Source organism: Bacillus sp. 7705b (assembly GCF_002289525.1).
Lineage (GTDB): Bacteria > Bacillota > Bacilli > Bacillales > Bacillaceae > Bacillus > Bacillus halotolerans.
Genome location: NZ_NSDH01000015.1, coordinates 142650 through 160998, shown reverse-complemented (window position 1 = coordinate 160998; position 18349 = coordinate 142650). Strand labels below are relative to the sequence as shown.

The 18349-nt window shown below is 43.6% G+C and carries 21 protein-coding genes; 14 read left to right on the top strand and 7 right to left on the bottom strand.

Annotated features, from left to right (window positions below; genetic code table 11):
* Positions 1-25 precede the first annotated feature (25 nt).
* The 6 genes from brxB to CJU60_RS06045 all read left to right on the top strand — a co-directional run bounded on the left by brxB (position 26) and on the right by CJU60_RS06045 (position 4574).
* Positions 26-463 (top strand): bacilliredoxin BrxB, encoded by a 438-nt coding sequence (brxB, locus tag CJU60_RS06070; RefSeq protein ID WP_095713241.1) that lies wholly within the window; start codon positions 26-28, stop codon positions 461-463.
* 266 nt (positions 464-729) lie between these two features.
* On the top strand, positions 730-1497 hold the full coding sequence (artP, locus tag CJU60_RS06065) for an arginine ABC transporter substrate-binding protein ArtP (RefSeq protein WP_095713240.1): 768 nt from the start codon (positions 730-732) through the stop codon (positions 1495-1497).
* An 80-nt stretch (positions 1498-1577) separates the two neighbouring features.
* Positions 1578-2237, top strand: a complete 660-nt coding sequence (gene artQ / locus CJU60_RS06060) for an arginine ABC transporter permease ArtQ (RefSeq protein WP_014664528.1) — start codon at positions 1578-1580, stop codon at positions 2235-2237.
* Entirely contained in the window at positions 2230-2952 is a 723-nt protein-coding gene (gene artM, locus CJU60_RS06055; protein WP_024121976.1) for an arginine ABC transporter ATP-binding protein ArtM, read from the top strand. Before artQ ends, artM begins: the two co-directional genes overlap by 8 nt.
* Positions 2953-3023: 71 nt before the next feature.
* Positions 3024-3992 (top strand): aromatic acid exporter family protein, encoded by a 969-nt coding sequence (locus CJU60_RS06050; RefSeq protein WP_095713307.1) that lies wholly within the window; start codon positions 3024-3026, stop codon positions 3990-3992.
* Positions 3993-4043: 51 nt separating this feature from the next.
* Positions 4044-4574, top strand: a complete 531-nt coding sequence (locus tag CJU60_RS06045) for a L,D-transpeptidase (protein WP_095713239.1) — start codon at positions 4044-4046, stop codon at positions 4572-4574.
* A 19-nt stretch (positions 4575-4593) separates the two neighbouring features.
* Here CJU60_RS06045 and prli42 read toward each other — a convergent pair whose 3' ends face one another.
* On the bottom strand, positions 4594-4686 hold the full coding sequence (gene prli42, locus CJU60_RS21525) for a stressosome-associated protein Prli42 (protein WP_003226489.1): 93 nt from the start codon (positions 4684-4686) through the stop codon (positions 4594-4596).
* Positions 4687-4775: 89 nt separating this feature from the next.
* Here prli42 and mce point away from each other — a divergent pair, with 89 nt between their 5' ends.
* The 3 genes from mce to CJU60_RS06030 are packed head-to-tail and all read left to right on the top strand — an operon-like array spanning position 4776 to position 7851.
* Positions 4776-5198: a methylmalonyl-CoA epimerase gene (gene mce / locus CJU60_RS06040; RefSeq protein WP_095713238.1), complete on the top strand. Its 423-nt coding sequence runs from the start codon at positions 4776-4778 to the stop codon at positions 5196-5198.
* Positions 5191-6717 carry an acyl-CoA carboxylase subunit beta gene (locus tag CJU60_RS06035; protein ID WP_095713306.1) on the top strand — a complete coding sequence of 509 codons (1527 nt, stop codon included), beginning with the start codon at positions 5191-5193 and terminating at the stop codon, positions 6715-6717. Before mce ends, CJU60_RS06035 begins: the two co-directional genes overlap by 8 nt.
* An 18-nt stretch (positions 6718-6735) precedes the next feature.
* The gene (locus CJU60_RS06030) at positions 6736-7851 is read left to right on the top strand and encodes a tripeptidase T (protein ID WP_095713237.1); all 1116 of its coding nucleotides are present in this window, start codon (positions 6736-6738) and stop codon (positions 7849-7851) included.
* A 49-nt stretch (positions 7852-7900) separates the two neighbouring features.
* Here the strand turns inward: CJU60_RS06030 and CJU60_RS06025 are convergent, their stop codons facing one another.
* The 3 genes from CJU60_RS06025 to mifM form a co-directional block, all read right to left on the bottom strand.
* Positions 7901-8629 (bottom strand): YqjF family protein, encoded by a 729-nt coding sequence (locus tag CJU60_RS06025; RefSeq protein WP_095713236.1) that lies wholly within the window; start codon positions 8627-8629, stop codon positions 7901-7903.
* A 127-nt stretch (positions 8630-8756) separates the two neighbouring features.
* Positions 8757-9584: a membrane protein insertase YidC gene (locus CJU60_RS06020; RefSeq protein ID WP_095713235.1), complete on the bottom strand. Its 828-nt coding sequence runs from the start codon at positions 9582-9584 to the stop codon at positions 8757-8759.
* A 29-nt stretch (positions 9585-9613) separates the two neighbouring features.
* Positions 9614-9901: a membrane protein insertion/folding monitor MifM gene (gene mifM, locus CJU60_RS06015; protein ID WP_081638334.1), complete on the bottom strand. Its 288-nt coding sequence runs from the start codon at positions 9899-9901 to the stop codon at positions 9614-9616.
* Positions 9902-9973: 72 nt separating this feature from the next.
* Between mifM and CJU60_RS06010 the strand changes: the two genes are divergently transcribed.
* The 3 genes from CJU60_RS06010 to CJU60_RS06000 all read left to right on the top strand — a co-directional run bounded on the left by CJU60_RS06010 (position 9974) and on the right by CJU60_RS06000 (position 13479).
* Positions 9974-11218 carry a DNA polymerase IV gene (locus CJU60_RS06010; RefSeq protein WP_095713234.1) on the top strand — a complete coding sequence of 415 codons (1245 nt, stop codon included), beginning with the start codon at positions 9974-9976 and terminating at the stop codon, positions 11216-11218.
* Positions 11219-11327: 109 nt separating this feature from the next.
* Positions 11328-12737 carry an NADP-dependent phosphogluconate dehydrogenase gene (gene gndA, locus CJU60_RS06005; RefSeq protein ID WP_024121966.1) on the top strand — a complete coding sequence of 470 codons (1410 nt, stop codon included), beginning with the start codon at positions 11328-11330 and terminating at the stop codon, positions 12735-12737.
* 64 nt (positions 12738-12801) lie between these two features.
* On the top strand, positions 12802-13479 hold the full coding sequence (locus tag CJU60_RS06000) for a DUF3885 domain-containing protein (protein WP_095713233.1): 678 nt from the start codon (positions 12802-12804) through the stop codon (positions 13477-13479).
* A 40-nt stretch (positions 13480-13519) separates the two neighbouring features.
* On the opposite strand, the gene zwf is transcribed toward CJU60_RS06000, so the two are convergent.
* The gene (gene zwf / locus CJU60_RS05995; RefSeq protein ID WP_010334843.1) at positions 13520-14989 is read right to left on the bottom strand and encodes a glucose-6-phosphate dehydrogenase; all 1470 of its coding nucleotides are present in this window, start codon (positions 14987-14989) and stop codon (positions 13520-13522) included.
* A gap of 223 nt (positions 14990-15212) precedes the next feature.
* Between zwf and rnz the strand changes: the two genes are divergently transcribed.
* On the top strand, positions 15213-16136 hold the full coding sequence (gene rnz, locus CJU60_RS05990; RefSeq protein ID WP_095713232.1) for a ribonuclease Z: 924 nt from the start codon (positions 15213-15215) through the stop codon (positions 16134-16136).
* Positions 16137-16215: 79 nt separating this feature from the next.
* Positions 16216-16365 carry a 50S ribosomal protein L33 gene (rpmG, locus tag CJU60_RS05985; RefSeq protein WP_003226511.1) on the top strand — a complete coding sequence of 50 codons (150 nt, stop codon included), beginning with the start codon at positions 16216-16218 and terminating at the stop codon, positions 16363-16365.
* A 34-nt stretch (positions 16366-16399) separates the two neighbouring features.
* Here the strand turns inward: rpmG and CJU60_RS05980 are convergent, their stop codons facing one another.
* Positions 16400-17170 carry an alpha/beta fold hydrolase gene (locus CJU60_RS05980; RefSeq protein WP_024121963.1) on the bottom strand — a complete coding sequence of 257 codons (771 nt, stop codon included), beginning with the start codon at positions 17168-17170 and terminating at the stop codon, positions 16400-16402.
* Positions 17171-17287: 117 nt separating this feature from the next.
* Positions 17288-18304 (bottom strand): NADPH dehydrogenase NamA, encoded by a 1017-nt coding sequence (namA, locus tag CJU60_RS05975; protein ID WP_095713231.1) that lies wholly within the window; start codon positions 18302-18304, stop codon positions 17288-17290.
* Between the last annotated feature and the right edge of the window lie 45 nt (positions 18305-18349).

The following is an 18349-nucleotide window of genomic DNA, read 5'->3' as shown; positions in this document are numbered from 1 at the left end:
GATGATGAAAAAGGAGAGGTCTTCATTGAACATGGACTTTAATTTATTTATGAATGATGTTGTCCGCCAAGCGAGACAAGAAATTACAGCTGCCGGATATACCGAACTGAAAACAGCTGAAGAGGTGGACGAGGCACTTACGAAAAAAGGAACGACGCTTGTCATGGTCAACTCTGTCTGCGGATGCGCGGGCGGGATCGCAAGACCGGCTGCATACCATTCCGTTCATTATGACAAAAGACCTGACCAGCTCGTGACTGTGTTTGCGGGACAGGATAAAGAAGCGACGGCAAAAGCGCGCGAATATTTCGAAGGATATCCGCCATCTTCTCCGTCATTTGCTATTCTAAAAGACGGGAAAATCATGAAAATGGTGGAGCGTCATGAAATTGAAGGCCATGAGCCGATGGCAGTTGTCTCAAAACTGCAGGAAGCCTTCGAAGAATATTGCGAAGAAGTATAAGATAAAACCCCGGAAGCCCGAGCGGCACGGGGTTTTTTTGTGCATAAAATTCCAAGTTATAATGAATAAATATTAGAGTTTATTCAATGGCTACGCTACAGAAGATGTCCTTTTATCTAGTAATATGAAAAGAGATTGCTGGAAAAATAAGCTTTGAGATAATTTTTAAAAATAGTATTGCATAAAAATAAGAAAGTGTTTAAAATACAAATTAACGAATAAATATTCAAATATGATAAAAGTAATGAATATGGGGGAAATGGATCATGAAAAAATGGCTCTTATTACTGATAGCTGCGTGCATCACCTTTGCATTATCTGCTTGCGGCTCAAGCAGTTCAGGTTCAGAAAGCGGCAAGAAAAAATTAGTTATGGGAACTTCGGCGGACTACAAACCGTTTGAATATAAAGATGGCGATAACATTGTCGGTTTTGATGTAGATTTGGCAAAGGCCCTTGCGAAGAAAACCGGCTACGAAATTGAAGTGCAGGATATGGACTTTAACAGCTTAATTACAGCACTGAAATCAAAACAAGTTGATTTGGTTTTGTCAGGAATGACACCGACGCCTGATCGTAAAAAACAAGTTGATTTTTCCGATGTATATTACACAGCGAATCATATGATTGTCAGCAAAAAAGACAGCGGCATTAAGTCTTTAAAAGATCTCAAAGGAAAAACAGTCGGCGTTCAGCTTGGCTCCATTCAGGAAGAGAAGGGGAAAGAGCTTTCTCCGGAATATGATTTTAAAACTGAAGACCGCAACAGAATTTCTGATTTGGTGCAGGAAATCAAATCTGACCGTTTTGATGCTGCGATTATTGAAGACATGGTGGCAGAAGGGTATTTCAAATCAAATGATGACCTGCAGGGCTTCGTGATTCCTGATGCGAAAGCGGAAGAAGCCGGTTCTGCGATTGCTTTCAGAAAAGACAGTGAACTGACGGACAAATTCAATAAAGCGCTCAAAGAAATGCAAGATAACGGAGAGCTCGATAAATTGAAGAAAAAATGGTTCACTGGCGAGAAGTAAAAAAAGCGGCTCAACTTTTTCGTTGAGCCTTTTTATTGAATAGGAAATCTTTTTTCCTGTAAGAAAAGGAGACAAAGGCTATGAATTTGGATTTTTCAGCAACGATCCCCCAAATTCCTTTTATATTAGAAGGCTTAGCAATCACATTAAAAATTGTTGTTGTATCTGCTATTATCGGACTTATATTAGGGATTGTGCTAAGCTTATGCAAGATCAGCACATTCCGCCCGCTGATCTGGATTGCTGATTTTTACACATCAGTATTTCGCGGCACGCCTTTAGTGCTGCAGCTTATGATTGTTTATTTCGGGCTCCCGCAGCTGCTCGGCTTTCAAATTGACCAGTTTTGGGCGGCGGTTGTCGCATTGTCACTGAATTCCGCTGCTTATGTATCGGAAATTATCAGAGCGGGAATCAACGCAATTGATAAAGGGCAAAAAGAGGCTGCTGTCGCACTGGGTGTTCCGTACGGCAAAATGATGAAGGATCTGCTTTTGCCGCAGGCCTTCAAAAATATATCACCTGCCATTGTAAATGAATTAATTACGTTAACAAAAGAATCGGCGATCGTTACAGTTATTGGTCTTGGCGATGTCATGAGACGCGCATATCAAGCTGGCGCCGCCACTTACAATTACCTTGAGCCGCTGATTATCGCCGGATTGATTTATTATGTGCTTGTCCTTATTTTAACGTTTATCGGCAAGGCTGTAGAAAGGAAGCTGAAATCCAATGATTAAGGTTGAAAAGCTGTCAAAATCATTTGGGAAACATGAAGTATTAAAAAACATTTCAACAAACATCGCTGAAGGTGAGGTTGTTGCCGTCATCGGCCCTTCAGGCTCAGGCAAATCAACATTTCTTCGCTGTTTGAATCTCTTGGAGAAACCTAACGGCGGAACCATCACAATTAAAGACAAAGAGATTACGCAGCCGAAAACCAATACATTAAAGGTACGGGAAAACATCGGAATGGTATTTCAGCATTTTCATCTTTTTCCGCACAAAACGGTTCTCGAAAATATCATGTACGCACCTGTAAATGTCAAAAAAGAATCCAAGCAGACTGCACAGGGAAAAGCCGAAGAGCTGCTGCGCAAAGTCGGATTGTTTGAAAAGCGAAATGACTATCCAAACCGTTTATCAGGCGGACAAAAGCAGCGTGTCGCCATCGCTCGTGCTTTGGCAATGAATCCTGAAATCATGCTGTTCGACGAGCCAACGTCCGCGCTTGACCCTGAAATGGTCAAAGAAGTGCTCCAGGTCATGAAAGAACTGGTCGAAACCGGTATGACCATGGTAATCGTTACACACGAAATGGGCTTTGCAAAAGAAGTGGCCGACCGCGTGTTATTTATGGATGAAGGAATGATTGTCGAGGACGGCAACCCGAAAGAATTTTTTCTTTCGCCAAAATCCAAAAGAGCGCAGGACTTTTTAGAAAAAATATTATAGAATATAGGGAAAAAGGAGAAGGCTTGTGCTTCTTCTTTTTTGTTGAAGAAACAAATAGAATGGAGTCCGACATGTTTAAAATTGGTTACCGCACAATAAAGACCGCACTTGGAACAGCTTTGGCTATTTATATAAGCCAGCTTTTACATCTGCAAAACTTCGCATCAGCAGGAATTATCACCATTTTGTGCATACAAATCACACAAAAACGGTCGCTTCAAGCGTCATGGGCCCGATTTGCAGCATGCTGTCTGGCAATTCTCTTTTCCTATCTCTTTTTCGAACTGATTGGTTATGATCCGTTTGTCATTGGATTGCTTTTGCTGATTTTCATCCCGACAACTGTTGTTTTAAAAATAAACGAAGGAATCGTCACCAGCTCAGTTATTATTCTTCATCTGTATATGTCCGGCGGCATTACGCCCCAATTCATCTGGAATGAAGTCCAGTTAATTACGGTCGGAATCGGAGTTGCTCTTTTAATGAATCTGTATATGCCGAGCCTTGACCGGAAGCTAATCGCGTATCGAAAAAAGATAGAGGACAATTTTGCTGTCATTTTCGCAGAAATCGAACGGTATTTGTTAACTGGTGAGCAAGATTGGACAGGAAAAGAAATTCCGGAAACACACCAGTTAATCACTGAAGCCAAAAACCTGGCGTACCGAGATGTACAAAACCACATTCTGCGCCACGAAAATCAGCACTATCATTATTTTAAAATGAGAGAAAAACAATTTGAAATCATCGAGCGCCTTCTCCCTAAAGTGACATCGATTTCCATTACGGTGGATCAGGGAAAAATGATTGCTGAATTTCTTCGTGATCTGCGGGAAGCAATTCACCCGGGGAATACAGCCTACAAATTTTTGAAAAGACTTGCTGACATGAGAAAAGAATTCGAAGAGATGCCGCTTCCTGCGACAAGAGAAGAATTTGAAGCGAGAGCCGCACTCTTTCATCTTCTTGGGGAAATGGAGCAATATTTAGTGATCAAAAGTTATTTCAAAGGAATCAAAGCAGAAAAATCGCTCGCTTAACTCGCATGAGCTCATCCTACATTGGTCAACCTAATGGAAAAGGAGGAGCTTATGCGTTTTTTCTTATGTTCAATATTGATGATTATTTCTCCGATATGGCCGCTTGGTGAAAATCCTCTTCCGGGTGACCCGTATGTCATCGTCAACAAGAAAACAAATGAGCTTGCTGTCATCATCGACAACAAAATTGAAGGCGTTTATCGTGTGGCAACCGGAAAGTCGGATGATCTGACGCCTGAGGGAGAATTTTCGATTACAGTAAAAGCGGCGAATCCTTATTACAGAAAGAAAAATATTGAAGGCGGAGCTTCTGAGAATCCGCTTGGGGCAAGATGGATTGGGTTTGATGCGAGAGGGACAGACGGCCGGATCTACGGAATTCACGGGACAAACCGGGAAGAATCTATCGGTCAATTTGTATCTAACGGCTGTATACGTATGCATAACGATGAAGTTGTCCATCTGTTTCAAGAGATTCCGGTGGGGACGAGAGTGCTGATCACGAAAGACTCCCGGTCTTTTGAGGAGATTGCCATTGAGTATAAAGCCCTGATAAAAAAGCAGGTTGTTCCTGTTCAATAGGCCGCCTGCTTTTTTATCATTATAAAAACATAACGATTCCTGAGAGTACTGTTGAAAGAATAAAAACTCCCAAAATCACGATTAAAACGCTTTTCATCAGTTTTTGAGACATGGTTTCACTCCTTAGACAATCTGATTATATTTTATCGTGTTTTGTATGGGCGGACAAGCGATATCTATTGCCGGAAAGCAGGGATGAAAATGACCGGACTTGACCATATTGGGATTGCCGTTTATTCCATAAACAAGGCCAGAGCTTTTTATGAAGATGTATTGGGATTAACGTTTCTTCATCAAGAAACGGTTGAAGAGCAAAAGGTGACCATTGCTCTTTTCCAAGCGGGAGGCGTTTATTTGGAGCTGATCGAGCCGTTAACGCCTGACAGCCCTGTCCGTACATTTTTAGATAAAAAAGGAGAGGGGCTGCACCATGTTGCGTTTCTATGCAGCGGCTTAACAGATCAGCTTCAAGCATTATCAAACCGGCAAATTGATGTAATAGACAGGCAGCCGAGACAGGGAGCAAACGGGAAACAGATCGCGTTTATTTCTCCGCGGGAAACAAACGGCGTGCTTGTCGAGCTCTGTGAACCGAAAGGAGATCAAGACATTGAACATGAATGAGCATATCGGTCATCTATACAACAGGCGCAGGCAGGCGGAAGAAGGCGGGGGACATGCAAAGCAGGCTGAACAGCGGAAAAAGGGAAAGCTCACAGCGCGGGAAAGGATCGCCTATCTCTTGGATGAGGATAGTTTTATCGAATTATATCCCTTCATGGAGAGCCGAAGCTTAACGAGGGAGCAGCGTATATTGGGAGATGGAGTCGTGACGGGTTACGGTACGATTGACGGCCGCTCTGTATATGTGTTTGCGCAGGATTTTACCGTATTCGGCGGGGCGCTTGGCGAAACCCATGCGAAAAAGATTACATCTCTTATGGATCTTGCAGCAAAAAATAAAGCCCCGATTATCGGGCTGAACGACTCAGGTGGTGCGAGAATTCAAGAGGGTGTGGTATCATTAGATGGATACGGTCACATATTTTACCGAAACGTCTTATATTCCGGAGTCATTCCGCAAATCTCGGTTATATTAGGACCGTGCGCTGGAGGCGCTGTGTACTCACCGGCACTTACTGATTTTATCTTTATGGCAGAACAGACGGGCCGAATGTTTATTACCGGTCCGAAGGTCATTGAAAAAGTAACAGGAGAACAGGTTGATGCGGAGAGCTTAGGAGGAGCGGGAATACATAATGCCGTCAGCGGAAATGCCCACTTTTCCGGAAAAACGGAAGAGGAGGTTCTGGCAGGAGTGAAGAAGCTGCTGTCTTATTTGCCGCTCGACAAACAGATATCACTACTACCTTCATCTGTGGATGAGGCCTCCAGCTCGTTAATAAACCGCCTCGTGCCGGCTGACAGCACAAAGCCGTATGATGTTCGGGCGGTGATTCAGGAATTGGCTGATCCGCAGTCTTTTTTTGAGATTCAGCCGTATTTTGCGAAAAATATAGTCATCGGATTTGCAAAGCTTGGCCAAAAAACGATCGGAATTGTGGCAAACCAGCCGAAACATTTAGCAGGAAGCCTGACGATTGACGCGGCTGATAAAGCAGCGAGATTTATCCGGTTTTGTGACGCCTTTGACATCCCGCTGTTAACTGTCGAAGATGTTCCGGGGTTTTTGCCCGGCATTCAGCAGGAGCATAACGGCATTATCAGACACGGAGCCAAATTGCTGTTTGCTTATGCAGAAGCGACGGTTCCCAAAGTAACGCTCATCATCAGAAAAGCGTATGGCGGGTCGTATGTCGCCATGAACAGCAAATCCATCGGAGCGGATCTCGTGTTTGCTTGGCCAAATGCCGAAATCGCAGTGATGGGTGCTGAAGGTGCTGCATCTATTTTGTATGATAAGGATATTGAAGCGTCAGCTGACCCGCAAAAAACAAAACGCGAAAAAACAGCTGAATACAAAAAACAAAACGCCAGCCCTTACAAAGCGGCGGCATGCGGAATGGTCGATGACATCATTTTGCCGGAAGAATCAAGGAAAAGACTCATCCAAGCTTTTCACATGCTTGCACATAAGACAGAAGAGAGACCGAAAAAAAAGCACGGTAACATACCGCTTTAACATGGAGGGGACTTACAAATGGTGAATGAAAAACGCCTGCTGGAAGAATTTTTAGAGCTTGTTCAAATCGATTCAGAAACGAAGCACGAAGCTGAAATCTGCAAAGTGCTGAAACAAAAATTTTCTGATTTAGGTGTAGATGTAAAAGAAGACGATACGATGGGTATCACTGGCCACGGAGCAGGAAACCTAATCTGCACATTAAAAGGAACGAAAAAGACAGATGCAATTTATTTTACATCTCATATGGACACAGTCGTACCCGGAAACGGCGTAAAACCGGTTGTTGAGGACGGATATGTCAAAACAGACGGCACAACGATTTTAGGCGCCGATGACAAAGCCGGATTGGCTGCCATGTTTGAAGCAATTAAAGTGCTCAAAGAAGAAAACATTGAGCATGGCACGATTGAATTCATCATCACTGTAGGTGAAGAATCAGGTCTTATCGGGGCAAAGGCGCTTGACCGTTCCATGATGACAGCATCCTACGGTTATGCTCTTGATTCAGACGGAAAAGTCGGCAATATCATTGTTGCGGCACCGACTCAGGCGAAGGTAAGAGCGGCGATTTACGGTAAAACTGCACACGCCGGAGTTGAACCAGAAAAAGGTATATCAGCGATTACAATCGCAAGCAAGGCGATTTCAAAAATGCCATTGGGCCGCATCGATGAAGAAACAACTGCAAACATCGGCCGGTTTGAAGGCGGCACACAAACGAACATTGTGTGCGATGAAGTGCATATTCTCGCTGAAGCCCGTTCTTTAGTTCCTGAAAAAATGGAAGCGCAGGTTCAAAAAATGAAAGCTGCTTTTGAAGAGGCGGCAGCTGATATGGGCGGACGTGCAGAAGTTGAAATCGAAGTCATGTATCCAGGGTTTAAATATCAAGATGGCGACCAAGTCGTTGAAATCGCGAAAAAAGCAGCTGCGAAAATCGGACGCACAAGCGAGCTGCAAACGAGCGGCGGCGGAAGCGACGCAAACGTAATCGCAGGCCATGGCATCCCAACGGTCAATCTTGCTGTCGGGTATGAGCAAATTCATACGAAGAACGAAAAAATGCCGATTCAAGAGCTGGTGAAAACAGCAGAAATGGTTGTTGCCATTATTGAAGAAGCAGCAAAATAATGAAGAAAAACCCGAGTGCGGATCTGGCATTCGGGTTTTTTTCTGACAGTCAGTGCCATTGTCGAAGCGGCCAAAATAACACGTCTTGTTTTTTGGCAAAATGAAGCAGCGGTTCTGAGTCTGGTAAAGTGATTTCGTGAGCATCAGCCACTGTATTGATTGAAAACTGGGCCTCGGCTCTTTGAAGAAGCCAAGGATGATGGTGAATGTCCTCATAATAGAGCTTGTCACGATGGGTGGTGTAGAGTCTGTAGCGCTCCGTCAGCCAGCAATCAAGCGAACCCTCTTGCGCTGTAAAAGGCGCAGAGAGCGGCCGGTACTTGGCGCCGAATTCTGCTTTTCCGGCGTCTCTCCGTTTGCTTCTATATTCCATATCAGCCCCATTTTTTTCGGCTTTCATATCGGCGTAAAAATAAGGCAAATGAAAGAAAGTCCGTGCACCTTGAACTGCCAGCCGATGATCAGCATCTAAGCTGAAGAAATAAATGCCCGGCTTGCCTTTATAGGTGACATAAGTGCGCAGGTTAAGCTCTGGAAAGGACTGGGCTCCGGGAATAGGAGGGAGAAAACGCGCGCGAAGGTTTGTGAGCATAAAGGGAAGCACGCTGACCCAAGCTTGTCCGTTATATGTATCTATGTCCAATATCGGCGGAATCTTAGCTCGAAGGGTAGAGTAATCAACCGGCCAATGAGCAAATAAGACATCATTCCATGTTTGTTTCATGATCCAAATTCCCTCAGGCACAGAAATATTTTTTTGTTGAGACTGTTCCGTCACGACACCAGCTCCTTTCATTTGGATGTGAGTAAAGGTATTCCCGATTTTCTTCTTTTTAAACGGATGCAGGTTCTAAAAAGTGATGGAAATAAAAAAACAACTCCGAACAAAAGCCGGAGTTGTTTTTTTATTTCACCGGCTCTGTAAGAGCGGCTGTTTTTTTATGTTTATGGTGTGTCAACTGAAGTACGACGTTTTGCACTGTCAAGAACAGGCCGCTGGTGAACCAGTACAGCGGAAGGGCCGCAGGTACATTAAGCGAGAAAATCGTCATCATCACAGGGAAGATAAACACCATTAGCTTTGCAGATTGCTGCGCTGCCGGATTTTGCGGGACAGCAGAATATTTCGCACTCAGCTTTTGAGCAACATAGGCTTGGACAAAATACATAATCCCTGCACTAAGGGACACGAGAATATCAGATTGTCCTAAACTGAACCATAGAAACGAGTGCGACGAAATTTCAGGTGTTGAACGAATTGCGTAATAAAACCCAATCATAATCGGAAACTGAATCAGCATTGGAAGACAGCCCATCGCAAGCGGGTTGATATTATGCTCCTGATACAGCTTCATCATTTCCATTTGAAGTTCTTTCTGCTTTTCCGGGTCCTTTGTCTTTTTGATTTTGGCTTGAATGCTGTCTACTTGCGGTTTAATGACTGCCATTTTCTCTTGGAACACACGCTGTTTTTTAAACTGATTGACAAACAAAGGCAGTACCACAACGCGCACAATAACGGTTACAAGAATGATAGACAACCCGTACTCTCCGTGAAACAGTCCGGCAACGCCTTTCAGCAGCGAGGAAAACGGCTCAATTAAATAGTCGTGGAAAAAACCGACGTTACCGAGACCTCCCACCTGATTTGTTGCAGCAAAAGCTGCGTTGCCCGAGCATAATACGATCAAAAAGGCCCCTAAAGCCAAAAGTTTCTGATATGTTTTTAACAATTTGTTCTCCTCCTTTTTATAAATGCGGTTTATAAAAGAAGGGAACTGACGTCTTCATCATCATTCACAGGTGAATTCATGCGGAAGACTTTACGTATCCAAGTTGTAATGCGATGATATATAATAATAAGAAAGTCTGTTCGGTTTATTCGAAAGACCGTCTGATGTTCATCTGTTCGTTTTGATTTCCACTGCTCGCCGGCACGGCACTCTCGCAAGAGAAAAGCAATCCCGATGGCGGTCAGAGCCGGAAGAATAATTGTGAAAAAATCGACTAAGAATAAAACGTCATTTATCGATTCCACAAACATTGTCATCACATCCATTCAATACCTTCATTTTACTATATGTACAAGCCGTTGTCTAATGAACGGAAAGGAGATAAGTTTATGCCGGGGAAGGGCCGAATTATTTTCCATATTGATATGAACAGTTTCTATGCATCGGTGGAAATGGCATATGACCCGGCTCTCCGAGGAAAGCCGGTTGCAGTTGCCGGAAACGTCAAAGAACGCAAAGGCATCGTTGTCACATGCAGCTACGAAGCAAGGGCGCACGGCGTGAAAACAACCATGCCGGTTTGGGAAGCAAAGCGTAACTGTCCTGAGCTCATCGTCCTTCCGCCGAACTTCGACCGCTACAGAAGCTCTTCAAGAGCGATGTTTAGCATCCTCCGTGAATATACAGATTTGGTGGAGCCTGTATCCATCGACGAAGGCTATATGGATATGACGGATACACCATACAGCCGCAATGCCTATGAGACGGCAAAAGAAATACAAAGCAGACTGCAGAAAGAGCTGCTGCTTCCGTCAAGCATCGGAATTGCCCCTAATAAATTTCTCGCTAAAATGGCATCCGATATGAAAAAACCGCTTGGGATCACCATCCTGAGAAAAAGAGAAGTGCCTGATATCCTTTGGCCTCTCCCAGTTGGAGAAATGCATGGCGTAGGTAAAAAGACGGCGGAAAAACTGAACGGGCTCAGTATTGATACGATTGGAGATTTAGCAGCCGCTGACGAACACTCGCTAAAACGGCTGCTCGGCATCAACGGGCCCCGTCTAAAAAATAAAGCGAACGGCATTCACCATGCTCCTGTTGATCCGGAGCGCATTTATGAATTTAAAAGCGTAGGCAATTCATCCACACTTTCTCATGATTCTGCCGATGAGGATGAGCTGTTAGCTGTTTTTCGCAAACTGTCCGCATCAGTTAGCGACCGTTTGCAGCGTAAGGAAGTAATGGCTTCAAAGCTGTTTATTATGATCAGATATGCGGACTGGAAAACCATTACGAGAAGCATCACACTGAAGAATCCGATAGATCAAAAAAACGAAATATATAATGAAGCAGAACATCTCTTCTTTAAGCATTGGAACAAAAACCCCATCAGGCTGCTCGGCATTACCGGAACGGATTTGGTAGAAAAAGAGCAGGCCTATAAGCAGCTCGATTTGTTCAGCTTTACAGAGGATGCGAAGGATGAACCGATTCAGCAGATGATGGAAAAACTGAATGAAAAGTACGGCTCCAAGCCGATCAGAAAAGGTGCAAAGGTTAAAAAAGACGAGAGCAAAACAAGCGGGACAAGCTTTAATAAAGATTTTTTTCAAGATGAAAAGAAAAGCTGAATGTCTTGAAATAAGGGGGTGAAGTATGGTAATTTCAATAGTATAAATATCATTTTATTTTAATGTAAATTTTAAAATGGTTAAACGTTTTCAGAAGGGACGTTAGAATATGTCAAAACAACAAATCGGAGTTATCGGACTTGCGGTAATGGGTAAAAATCTGGCTTTAAATATTGAAAGCCGAGGATTTTCTGTTTCTGTTTACAACAGATCAAGCAGCAAAACCGAGGAATTTTTGCAGGAGGCTGAAGGCAAAAACGTTGTCGGCACCTACAGCATTGAAGAATTTGTTCAATCCTTGGAAACACCGCGCAAAATTTTGTTAATGGTTAAAGCGGGAACTGCTACAGATGCGACAATTCAATCTCTTCTTCCTCACTTAGAGAAGGACGATATTTTAATTGACGGCGGAAATACATATTATAAAGATACACAGCGCCGAAACAAAGAGCTTGCTGAAAGCGGCATTCATTTTATCGGCACAGGCGTTTCAGGCGGAGAAGAAGGAGCGCTTAAAGGGCCTTCTATCATGCCTGGCGGACAAAAAGAAGCTCATGAACTTGTGAAGCCAATTCTTGAAGCAATTTCTGCAAAAGTTGACGGTGAAGCGTGTACGACATATATCGGTCCGGACGGTGCCGGCCATTATGTAAAAATGGTGCACAACGGTATTGAATACGGGGATATGCAGCTGATCTCTGAATCTTATTTCATCCTGAAGCAGGTACTCGGTCTTTCAGCTGATGAGCTTCATGAAGTATTTGCTGAATGGAATAAAGGCGAGCTTGACAGCTATCTGATCGAGATTACTGCTGATATCTTCACGAAAAAAGATGAAGAAACAGGTAAACCGCTTGTTGATGTAATTCTTGATAAAGCGGGTCAAAAAGGAACAGGAAAATGGACAAGCCAAAGTGCACTTGACTTAGGTGTTCCGCTTCCGATTATCACTGAATCTGTATTCGCACGTTTTATTTCAGCGATGAAGGATGAGCGTGTGAAAGCAAGCGGCCTTCTTTCAGGGCCTGAAGTGAAGCCTGTTACAGAAAATAAAGAAGAGCTGATCGAAGCAGTCAGAAAAGCGCTATTCATGAGCAAAATCTGTTCTTACGCCCAAGGATTTGCCCAAATGAAAGCAGCTTCTGAAGAATACAACTGGGATCTCAATTACGGTGAAATCGCTATGATCTTCCGCGGCGGCTGCATCATCCGTGCGGCATTCCTGCAGAAAATCAAAGAAGCTTACGACCGCGATCCTGAGCTTGATAACCTGCTGCTTGACAGCCACTTCAAGAACATTGCAGAAAGCTACCAAGGAGCGCTTCGCCAAGTGATTTCACTTGCAGTTGCCCAAGGTGTGCCGGTACCTTCATTCTCAAGCGCACTAGCTTATTATGACAGCTATCGCACAGCCGTGCTGCCTGCAAACTTAATCCAAGCGCAGCGTGACTACTTCGGCGCCCATACTTATGAGCGCACAGACAAAGACGGTGTCTTCCATACTGAATGGATGAAATAATGATGTGGAAATCCCGCAGCCTGACAGCTGCGGGATTTTTTTGAAATAGAGTGCCGACGAAAGGATGTATATTTTGCCTGTAAATGAGTATCTACTTGAAAATTTTCCTGGTTTACGACTTATGCCTCCTTTGTTTTATAACTGGCAGATCGGAATCCGGTTTGAAATAGGTGTAGGGTATAATGTGAACGATGCCTATCTGCACAGCCCTTATGTAGATAACGCATATAAGAGAGCTGTCACTTTATTTAAATCTCTACATGCCGAAGATGATGATATATTTGTTATAGCTGATGCTGTTGGTTTTGAAGGGAGAAGGGGATATAAGAGCAAATTGCATATTTTCTCACGGTACATTCGAGAAAAAGCTGTGTTGAAAAAACTGCAGCACATTGCTGTTCCTTATACTTGTTCTGATGATTATGATGATAAAACGCATAGATTTTTTCTTAGATGCAAAGCTGGTGATATAAGATATATCCCAATGCTGAGAGCAATATGTAATCAAGATATGGGGATAAAACCAAGCATTTCTCAAAAAATTTACTTTATCAATATAAAAAAGAGAACCATTTTTTATCTTTATGATGATCGAGGCTGCGATATTTTAGCTGCTGCAGCTGAAACAATACAGGATATGTATGAAACATATAACAGTTGGATATTAGATTACGACAGAGAGAGAATCAATCGTCTTTTTGAGCCGCTTAGAGGCAGAAAGCTTGATATACAACATAAATAAAAGGCTGAAAATGCTTTATAAGCACTTTCAGCCTTTTTCTTTATATATTCCACCAATGCAAGCCGTCTTTCGCCAAAAGATCATCTGATTCTTTTGGACCCATAGAACCTGCTTCGTAGTTTGGCGATAGGGTTTTGTTGGCTGCCCATGTTTCAGAAATGGAATCGACAAAGCTCCAAGAAAGGGCAACTTCATCCCAGTGTGCGAAGTTCGTCGCATCGCCGAGAAGACAGTCGTGAATCAATTTTTCATATGCTTCAGGAGTGTTCAGCTCGTCATTGCAATTGCTGCAGTAATCCAGTTTGATTGGCTGCGCGTGTGCTGCTCCTCCGAGTTTTTTAGCGTTTAAGTAAAGTGTAATGCCTTCGTCAGGCTGAATATGAATGACGAGTAAGTTCGGATTCATGTTGTTTTCATTGCCGTAGTACAGGTTCATCGGAATGTCCTTAAATTGAACGACAATTTTTGTAGACTTTTCTTTCATTCGTTTTCCGGTACGAATGTAGAATGGAACACCAGCCCATCTGAAGTTGTCGATCAGAAGCTTTCCAGAAACAAAGGTTTCTGTATTTGAGTCAGGAGCGACGTTATCTTCATCTGTATAAGCAGGGACTGGCAAACCGTCAATTTCACCGGCTTGATATTGTCCGCGCACAAAATACTCATCCACTTCGTCTTTTGCAATAGGGCGGAGGGCTCTCAGCACCTTCACTTTTTCGCTGCGGATTTCTTCTGTGTTCAGTTTAATCGGCGGCTCCATTGCGAGAAGCGCAACCATTTGCATAATATGGTTTTGCACCATGTCGCGAAGGGCGCCTGATTTTTCGTAATATCTAGCACGGTCTTCAACACCAAGTGATTCGCTTGATGTGATCTGGATATTTGAGATGTAGCGGTTTGTCCATAGCGGTTCGAAAATCGCATTGGCAAATCGAATGACCTCAATATTCTGCACCATTTGTTTTCCTAAATAGTGATCGATTCTGTAAATTTGATCTTCTGTAAATGCTTCGCGAATTTCTTGATTTAATGCTTGCGCGCTCGGCAAGTCATGGCCGAACGGCTTTTCAATCACAAGGCGGGACCAGCCTGTAGTTGCTGTAACACCTTCTGATTTTAATGTCTTTGCAATTGTCCCAAAGAATTCTGGGGCCATTGCCAAGTAGAACATTCTGTTGTTCGGGATTTGATATGTATCTTCCAGCTGGTTGAGCAGTACGTTAAGCTCTTGATAAGAACCAGGGTTTGTCACGTCAAACGGGTGATAATAGAAATGAGACGTGAAATCATCTATATGTTTATCAGCAGCTGAGGAAATAGATGTTTTGACGGTTTGGCGAAGATCCTCATTGGACCAAGGTCTTCTTCCGACTCCTACAACTGCAAACTCTTCTCCGATTTGCCCGTTTTTATATAAACGGTGAATGGACGGATAGAGTTTTCGTTTTGCTAAATCTCCCGTTGCACCGAATATGACAATTACTGCTTTTGGTTGTTGGTTTGTTTTCACTAAAAGTACCTCACTTTATTCGAAGCTTTATTTTAGTACCCCGTATATTTCCTTCATTTTAAATCTAAAATTCAACGAAAGCAAACATTTAAGCCCCTTTTTTACAGAATGGCTCAAAAATATTTCTAGAACGAAAGGTTTGCCCGAATCAGAGGCGAGATTCACATTTTACGCCTGATCCTGTATTCTTGTAGGTAACTAGTTCTAGTAGGAGGAAGGAAATGTGGAATTACTTTTTTTAGGGACGGGAGCCGGAATTCCCGCTAAGTCTAGAAACGTGACGTCGATCGCATTAAAGCTGCTTGAAGAAAGGCGATCTGTATGGCTGTTTGACTGCGGGGAAGCCACACAGCATCAAATTTTACATACATCAATTAAACCTCGAAAAATAGAAAAAATCTTCATTACTCACATGCACGGCGATCATGTATACGGTCTTCCGGGGCTTCTTGGCAGCCGTTCTTTTCAGGGCGGTGAGGACGAGCTGACGGTTTACGGACCGAAAGGCATCAAGGCCTTTATTGAAACAAGTCTTGCCGTCACGAAAACTCACCTAACATATCCGCTTGTGATACAAGAGATTGAAGAGGGAGCCGTATTTGAGGACGACCAGTTTATCGTCACAGCTGCATCCGCGATTCATGGTGTAGAGGCCTTTGGGTACCGCGTACAAGAAAAAGATGTGCCTGGTTCTTTAAAGGCGGCGTTATTAAAGGAAATGAATATTCCGCCTGGACCTGTATATTCGAAAATAAAAAAAGGTGAAATCGTGACGCTTGAAGACGGACGCACCATAAATGGGGAGGATTTTTTGGAGCCTCCTAAAAAGGGGAGAGCTGTCGTGTTTTCCGGGGATACGAGAGTGAGCGATAAGATAAAAGAGCTTGCGCGGGACTGTGATGTGCTTGTGCATGAAGCCACCTTTGCTAAGGATGATGTGAAGCTTGCTTTTGATTATTTTCACAGTACAACAGAACAAGCAGCTGTAACAGCAAAAGAAGCTGGGGCGAAGCAGCTCATCTTAACTCATATCAGCGCAAGATATCAGGGAGAGGCCTCTCTGGAGCTTCAGAAAGAAGCGGCAGCCGTTTTTCCGAACAGCATCACAGCGTATGATTTCTTAGAGGTTCAAGTTCCGAGAGGCTGAGAAAGAGATGGTGTTTGACAATCTGTTGTTAAGCTGTATAATAAAACGTAACCATTACGTTTTATGAGGAGATGTTTACATGAGAGTAAATGTTACTTTGGCTTGCACTGAAACAGGGGACAGAAACTACATCACAACCAAAAATAAACGCACAAATCCTGATCGTTTAGAGCTGAAAAAATACTCACCGCGGTTAAAGAAATATACCCTTCATCGCGAAACAAAATAATAAAACCCCCGGCTGCTTTAGCCGGGGTTTTTGTTTAATTGACTGCCTGGTATATCGGGGCGGCCTGCTTGCAGGCCGCGCACCAAACATCATAAATCGCCAGATGGACGATATGAGGTTCATCATGATGAATGTTATGTGAGCTGTTTTTAGCTTGTATCCAGCCGCTTTGATCGGATAGAGACAAAATGCTGCTATGCAGGTTTCTCCAGTCCTCTTCACCGGAGGCGAATTTCTCAGTGCGTTCACCTGATGACAGGACAATAAGCGGCATGTTCCCTAAATGGACTTGCTGCTGTTTGAACTGCCGCAGACTTTTCGAAAAGTCTGCATGTGTCTCCTCGAGCATCATCTGCTTTCTGTATGCTGTATGCATTTCTTCAGGAATAAATGTAAAGCCGCCATTGCCGTAATCTCCTAAAGCGGGATCAAGGAGCACCATGCCGATAATATCCTGTCGGTTTTTACAGGCCCATAAACTGCTGATAACCGATCCGTATGAATGTGAAACAGCCAGATAAGGCGGTCTTATACCTGCTGCCTTAAGCAAGCTTTCTAATTCTCTCACCTTTTGGTCGGCTGTTCGTTCTGCCTTGCTTTGTCCGCTTTTCCCAATGCCCGCTCTATCATATGTGAATATGCCAAATTCGTCATCAATGTCCGCTGTTAGTGGTTTCCACGTCTCTGAAGAAGTGCCATAGCCGGCTTCAAAGACAATGGTTACACCGCTAAATCCTTTTCGGTGTTTTGTATGAAATTCACAACCGTCAACCGTATAGGTCCTTTCGATCCATGCTGCATTCATTGGAGTCATCTCCTCTAATTGGTTCTACTAGGGAGACGGAGAACGTCAGCTGATCGTTTCTCCAAAAATAAAAAAAGAGATATCCGGCGGCGGAGCCGCGGATATCTCGGATCAAGATTACCAGCCTCTTTCGTATTGAACAGGGGCTTGAATGTCTGTATTCAGCTGTTTTGCGGCAGTTCTTGCAAAGTAAGGATCGCGTAATAGCTCTCTGCCGATAAAGATGAGGTCTGCACGGTTATTTTGAAGAATTTCTTCAGCCATTGAACCATTTGTAATCATTCCGACAGCTCCAGTCGCCATGTCAGCCTGTTCGCGGATTTTCTCGGCGAAGCTGACCTGATAGCCAGGGAATACGTTAATGTCTGCCTGAACAAGGGCACCTGAGCTGCAGTCAATTAAGTCAACGCCCTGCTCCTTCATCCATTTTGCAAAACCGATATGATCAGCGATGTCTAAGCCTTTGTCTGTATAGTCAGAAGCCGATACACGGACAAATAAAGGACCGTCCCACACTTGTTTGACTTCATCAATGATTTCTCTTAAGAAACGGTAGCGGTTTTCTGGTGAGCCGCCGTATTCATCTGTGCGATGGTTAGAAAGCGGAGATAAAAATTCATGAATTAAGTATCCGTGTGCCGCATGAATCTCAATCACATCAAAGCCTGCTTCTTTTGCACGGGCAGCCGCTTGTTTGAACTCCTGCACGGTTTCTTTCACTTTTTCAGTTGTCATTTCAACCGGCGTGCTTGATTGCTCGTCAAACGCGATCGCAGACGGAGCGAAAATATCTCCTTCAAGCTCTGCTTTACGTCCTGCGTGGGCAAGCTGAATTCCGATTTTTGAGCCTTGCGCTTTTACCTGCTCAGTCAGCTTTGCGAAACCTTCGATATGCTCGTCGCTCCATATCCCTAAATCTTGGTCTGTGATGCGTCCCTGAGGATTAACCGCTGATGCTTCCACAATAATTAACCCAACCTGGCCGACTGCGCGTGTTATGTAGTGAGCCATGTGGAACGGCTGTAACTTTCCGTCCTTTTCGTGAGAAGAGTACATGCACATTGGTGACATCACAATGCGGTTTTTTAACGTTACATCTTTAATCGTCATAGGTGTGAATAATTTTCTGGCCATTTCTTTCGCCTCCCGTAAGGTTTTTAGAGGTTGATTATAACAAGT